Origin of the sequence: Vibrio sp. 1457, from assembly GCF_033340195.1 — a bacterium.
In the GTDB taxonomy this organism is placed as follows: Bacteria; Pseudomonadota; Gammaproteobacteria; order Enterobacterales; family Vibrionaceae; genus Vibrio; species Vibrio alginolyticus.
In genome coordinates, this window is record NZ_JAWOWA010000061.1 from 1 (window position 1) to 2,324 (window position 2,324).

1 protein-coding gene and 1 tRNA gene are annotated in these 2,324 nt (G+C 44.2%); one reads left to right on the forward strand and one right to left on the reverse strand.

Annotated features, from left to right (window positions below; all coding sequences use genetic code 11):
* The first annotated feature begins 561 nt into the window (after positions 1–561).
* Complete coding sequence (locus tag R7Z41_RS23625; protein WP_017635617.1) at positions 562–1,998, forward strand: NAD-dependent succinate-semialdehyde dehydrogenase; 1,437 nt, start codon at positions 562–564, stop codon at positions 1,996–1,998.
* 249 nt (positions 1,999–2,247) lie between these two features.
* On the opposite strand, the gene R7Z41_RS23630 is transcribed toward R7Z41_RS23625, so the two are convergent.
* A tRNA-Asn gene (locus R7Z41_RS23630) sits at positions 2,248–2,323 on the reverse strand.
* Between the last annotated feature and the right edge of the window lies 1 nt (position 2,324).

A 2,324-nucleotide genomic window follows, 5' to 3' on the forward strand; every position in this document is an offset into this window, starting at 1 on the left:
AGTTGGTTAGAATACCGGCCTGTCACGCCGGGGGTCGCGGGTTCGAGTCCCGTCCACTCCGCCACTTATATTAAGCCCTAGTCGAAAGACTGGGGCTTTTTCGTTTGGTCGTGTCCCCTAGAAATGCATTTACACATTGAAGGCGAGACAATACGACTTTCTTTACCCTATTGGCGCATGAGTTTCTCAGGAAGATGAGCCTGCTGCCTGCACTTCTAATTACTCCGAGTTTGTATCATGTCCTCGTTGAAAGATTGGTCATTTGAACAATGAGTCTTTATAACACTCGCCCTCAACCGTAGTAGAATGAATAGTCTTCCTCACTGCGTGTTTTGTTAGCGTCTCTCTTAAACAATAATTTTCTACATCTTATTTCTCAAACATTCATTGCTTCCATGTTTAGAGCGGGGCCGTCGTTGCGTGGATTGCGCAATTTCCCGAAGTATAGTGAGGAAGAGATCTAAGTCTTCCGAAAATTAATGCCTTTTAGAAAACTTTGTTTTCTTTGCTGAACTTGCTAGTAGCGATTAACCTAAGAGGAGTTCTTGAGGAGTATGTTTGATGATGCAACAAATAAAAAATGAAACGCTGAAATCTGTATTTAAGCAATGGTCTTCCGAAGAGGGAATTGTGGTCATCAACCCTGCAACTGAGCAAGAGTTAATTCGGTTAAAGCCTAGTACTCTTGATGAGTTAGATGATCTCATTGGTCAGTGCAAAACGGAGCAAGTCCGTTGGGCTAAATTAAGTGCCAAAGAGCGCTCTCGTCGTTTGAGGGGGTGGTATCAACTACTTCTTGATAATGCAGAAGACATAGCCACGATTATTACCTTAGAGCAGGGTAAACCTTTAGCTGAGAGCAAAGGGGAAGTGATGTATGGTGCCTCTTTTGTCGAGTGGTTCTCAGAAGAAGCAAAACGTGCTTATGGCGAAGTTATTCCTGCCCCCACGACAGATAGACGTCTATCTGCAATTCGCCAGCCTGTGGGAGTATGCGCTGCAATTACACCTTGGAACTTCCCTATTGCGATGATTACAAGAAAAGCAGCACCAGCCCTAGCGGCAGGTTGTGGCATGTTGATCAAGCCATCAGAGCTTACCCCTCTCACTGCAATTGCTGTTGTTGAATTAGCTTATCAGGCTGGTATCCCTAAAGAACTGCTTTCTGTCGTGGTGTCGGAGCAGGCTGCTGAGTTTGGTCAAGTACTAAGTACTGATCCTAGGATTCAGAAGATCTCTTTTACGGGGTCTACGCGCGTTGGGAAAATTTTGATGAAGCAAGCCAGTGATTCAGTCAAGGCGGTGTCGATGGAGTTGGGTGGTAATGCGCCTTTCATCGTGTTTGAAGATGCAGACTTAGATGAGGCTGCGGAAGGGCTTGTCGCGTCGAAGTTCCGTAATGCAGGGCAAACATGTGTTTGTACCAATCGGCTATATGTTCATAAAAATGTAAAACAAGCTTTTATTGATAAAGTATTGTCGAAGTTAAGCAAATTAAAGCTTGGAAATGGTTTAGAGAAAGGCGTCACATTAGGTCCTGTTATTACGATGGCCTCTAAGCATCGACTAGAGGCGGTGATCGATCAAGCTGTACAAGAAGGAGCCTCTATTGCTAACTCTCCACAGAGACGGCCTGGTCGCTTTATGGAGCCCGTTCTTTTGGATAGTGTGACGCAGAATATGTCGATTGTTCAGCAAGAGCTATTCGGGCCTGTGTTGCCTATTGTTACCTTTGAAAATGATTATCAAGTTCTCGAAATGGCGAACGATACAGAATATGGTTTGGCTTGCTATTTCTATACGAATAGCTTGAAGCGTATTGTGACTTTTAGTGAAGGTTTAGAGTACGGCATGGTTGGAGTTAATGAAGGGATCATCTCTACTGAAGTGGCTCCATTTGGTGGAGTTAAAGAGTCGGGTGTTGGACGGGAAGGTGCTAAGCAAGGCCTCGATGAATATCTGGAGACAAAGTATATTTGTCTTGGTGGTTTAAGCTGATTTCAGAGATGGCCGATTGAATTAAAAAGCTAGGTTTTTACCTGGCTTTTTTTTTTAGTTGAAAGGCATACCATTTGCCACGCGCGTTTGTGGTTAATATTTTCTGGTTACTTAGTGAGTCGATAGTTAGCTTGCGGTAAGCGGTTTTTAATAATCAAAGCGCTTATGTTATTTCGTGGGTAGTAGGAGAGAGCTTAGCTTTAAACTAATACAAAAAAGCCGCATCAAGTGATGCGGCTTCTTCTAATATGGCTCCTCCTGCTGGGCTCGAACCAGCGACCTGCGGATTAACAGTCCGTCGCTCTACCAACTGAGCTAAGGAGGAA